Consider the following 3,452-nt stretch of genomic DNA (forward strand, 5'->3'; position numbering starts at 1 on the left):
CCAACGCCGAGGGGCCTCGAGCCCCTGGTCCGGCGCAACGGGCCGAGACGGCTGGCCTGACCGTCGATCTGGGGGATGGGGCCCGGACGGGACGGCCTGGGCTTCCGCATCACCGGCGCCCGCAGCGCCCAGGTGTTCGGCTGGCTGGCCGTGCTGGAGGCCGACCACGGCGTCCAAATCCGCAGCCTGGGCGTGGTCGAGAACGCCGACGCCACCCTGAACGTCGAGGGCGCGCTGGAGGGGTAGGACGGTCTGGTTTCCGTCGTCGGCCCATGCGGCTGGGGGACCTCGGTCTTCGTCATGGCCGGGCTGGTCCCGGCCATCCAATGATCGCGAACGGCGTTCTCGAGGTCTCGATCTCAACCGCAGTGTTCATGGATTTCCGGCACAAGGCCGGGAATGACGGCTCCTGGGTTTGGTTGAACTCAGGCTCGCGCACAAACGCGCCCAAGCTCAGCGCCGGTGCTGCGCCGGCTGGATCTGGTGGCGCGCCATCTTGTCGTAGAGCGTCTTGCGGGGCAGGCCGAGCGCCTCGGTCACCCGCCGGATGTCGCCCTGGCAGGCGGTCAGGGCCTCGCGGATCAGCTCGGCTTCGTAGCGGGCCACCTTGTCCGCCAGCCGGTCGCCGCCCGCCGGGTCGGTCGCGTCCGGGCCCAAGCCGACCACCACCTGATTGGCGAAGTTCGACAGTTCGCGCAGGTTGCCCGGCCAGTCGTGCTCCAGCAGCCGTCGGCGCACCCCATGATCGATCGGCGGCATTTCGCGTCCCAGGCGGTCGGCGGCGCGGCCCATGAAGCGGGCGAACAGCATGGGGATGTCGTCGCGGCGCTCCCGGAGCGGCGGGGTGCGCAGCCGCACCACGTTCAGGCGGTAGTACAGGTCCTCGCGCAGGTCGCCCCGAGACACCGCCGCCGCCGGATCCGCCTTGGTGGCGGCCAGCACCCTGAGGTCCAGCGCCTGAGGCTCGGTGGCGCCCAACGGCAGGATCTCGCGCTCCTCCAGCACCCGCAGCATCATCAGTTGCACCGCGCGGGGGGCCTGGTCGATCTCGTCGAGGAACAGGCTGCCCTGGTGCGACTGGGCGATCTGGCCGTCCCGCCGGCGCAGCGCGCCGGGGAAGGCGCCGGCCTCGTGTCCGAACAGCTGCCCCTTGGCGTCGCTTTCGGGCAGGGCGGCGCAGGCCACCGGCACGAAGGGTTTCAGCCGGCGTTGGCTGGCGTTGTGGATCGCCCGCGCCACGGCCTCCTTGCCGGCCCCTGTCTCGCCCTCGATCAGCACGTCCACCCGGGCGTCGGCCAGCTGGGTGATGGCGGCCCTGAGCGCCGCGACCGCCCGGCTCTCGCCGCTCAGCGGGATGGTCCAGTCGCCATCCGCCGCCAGGGCGGCCAGCCGCCGGTTGTCCAGCACCAGGGAGCGCTTCTCCAGCGCCCGCCGGATGGTCTCGATCAGTCTTTCCGGGGCGAATGGCTTGGCCAGGAAGTCGTAGGCGCCGCGCTTCATCGCCTCGACCGCCTCGGCCACGTCGCCGTGGCCGGTGATGATGATCACCGGCAGGTCGGGATCCAACGCCGCCAGCCGGTCGGTCAGCTGTCGCCCGTCCATCCCCGGCATGCGCAGGTCGGTGACCACCACCCCTTCGAACCCGGCGTCCACGGCCTTCAGCGCGGCCTCGGCCGAGGCGTGTTGGGCCACGCTCAGGTCCGCCAGCTCCAGCCGCTCGGCCAGGGCGGCGCGGAAGGCCTCGTCGTCCTCGACCAGCGCGACGCGGGACAGGGCCTTGAAGGTCATTTCGCCCTCGACAGCATGATGCGGAACTCCGCGCCCGAGGCCGACGGCGCGTGCACCAGTTCGCCCCCGAAGCCGGCCACGATGTCCCGGCTGATCACCAGCCCCAGCCCCAGGCCGTCGGGTTTGTCGGTGGCGAAGGGGATGAACAGCCGGTCGCGCACGGCGTCCGACAGGCCCGGTCCGTTGTCGGCGACGCTGATCGTCACCTTGCGTCCCTTGGTCTCGACCCCGATCCGGACCTCCGGCCGGGGCGAGCTCGCGACGGCCTCGATCGCGTTCTGCAACAGGTTCAGCACCACCTGCTCCAACCGGTTGCGCTCCGCTCGCACCATCAGATCGGGCGCGCCGGGGGTGCGCTTCAGCGTGACGCCGCGCTCGCGCAGGCGCGCGCCCGCCAGCAGCAGGGCTCCGTCGATCGCCGCCTCGACGCCGACCGCCGCCGGCGCCGACCGGGTCTTGCGCGAGAAGGCCCTGAGTTCGTCGGTGATCGTCCCGACCCGTTCGGTCAGTTCGCCGATCCGCTCCAGGGCGCGCTGGACGCCCGAGGGGTCGCTGCGCTCCAGGTAGACCCCGGCGGTGTCGGCGTGGGTGCGGATCGCCGCCACCGGCTGGTTGATCTCGTGCGCCACCCCGGCGGCGATCTGGCCCAGGGTCGCCAGCTTGTTGGCCTGGATCAACTCGTCCTGGAGATCCTGGCGGTTCTTCTCCAGCCGCCGGCGCTCCTCGATTTCATGGCTCAGTCGGTCGTTGGCGGTCCGCAGTTCGACCGTGCGCAGGTCGATCTGCCGCTCCAGCTCGGCGCGGGCCGCTTCTTCCTCCTCCGCGCGGGCGGCCGCGCGATGTCTGCGATGCAGCAGCACCCCCGTCAGCCCCGCCAGCAGGGCCGTGGTCAGCAGGGCCAGGCCCTGTGCGGCGCCCAGGGCCCGCGCCATCGCCGCGTCGGCGGGCGACAGCAGGTGGATCGTCCAGCCCAGGCCCGGGCTGGCGTCGGTGGCGTGGGCGTACAGGCCCTCAGGCACGTCCTGCGAGACCTTCAGCACGCCTTCCGCCTGGGCGCGGAAGGGCAGGTCGATCAGCGTCGCTCCCGCCGTCTGCTCGGTCGCCAGCCGCCGGCGCCGCTCGGCGCTAAGGGGGAGGGTGGCGTGGAAGCGCCAGTCCGGCACGGTGGTGATCAGGACGACGCCGTCCTCGTCCGTCACATAGGTCGGCTCGCCCGACGCCCGCCAGTCGCGCTCCAGGGCGTCGAACTCGACCTTGGCGACGATCACGCCGGCCGGCCCTCCGCCGGCGCGGTCGATGCGCCGGGCCAGGTAGAGGCCCGGGCGGCCGCTGACGGTGCCCAGGGCGAAGAAGGCCGACTGGCCGTCGCGCATCGCCTCCAAATAGTAGGGTCGGAAGCGGTAGTTGGAGCCGACGAAGCTGGTCGGCTCGCGCCAGTTGCTGGCGGCCAGGGCCGTGCCGTCGGCGGCCAGCACGTACAGGGCGGCCGCGCGGACCTCGCCCGCCAGGGCCTCGAACTTGCGATTCAGGCGATCGACGCGTTCCGGCGACGGCGAGGCCAGGAGGGCCAGCAGGTCCGGGTCCTGGGCCAGGACCGACGGCACGGCGCGCTGGCGTTCCAGTTCGCTGCGCAGCACCGCCCCGTGCAGGGCCGCCGTCGTGGC

General features: G+C 72.5%; 3 protein-coding genes. 1 reads left to right on the forward strand and 2 read right to left on the reverse strand.

Annotated features, from left to right (window positions below):
* Positions 1-75: 75 nt before the first annotated feature.
* A complete protein-coding gene (locus tag AC2W7C_RS15160) occupies positions 76-246 on the forward strand; it encodes a hypothetical protein (protein WP_486002154.1) in 171 nt (56 codons plus the stop codon).
* 207 nt (positions 247-453) lie between these two features.
* Here the strand turns inward: AC2W7C_RS15160 and AC2W7C_RS15165 are convergent, their stop codons facing one another.
* Both AC2W7C_RS15165 and AC2W7C_RS15170 read right to left on the reverse strand, forming a co-directional pair.
* Entirely contained in the window at positions 454-1,788 is a 1,335-nt protein-coding gene (locus AC2W7C_RS15165) for a sigma-54-dependent transcriptional regulator (protein WP_486002155.1), read from the reverse strand.
* Positions 1,785-3,452 (reverse strand): sensor histidine kinase (locus AC2W7C_RS15170; protein ID WP_486002156.1); only part of this gene is annotated, 1,668 nt, incomplete at its 5' end. The genes AC2W7C_RS15170 and AC2W7C_RS15165, both read right to left, overlap by 4 nt.

This window comes from Brevundimonas sp. CURTG3B2_SDJG (assembly GCF_057364705.1).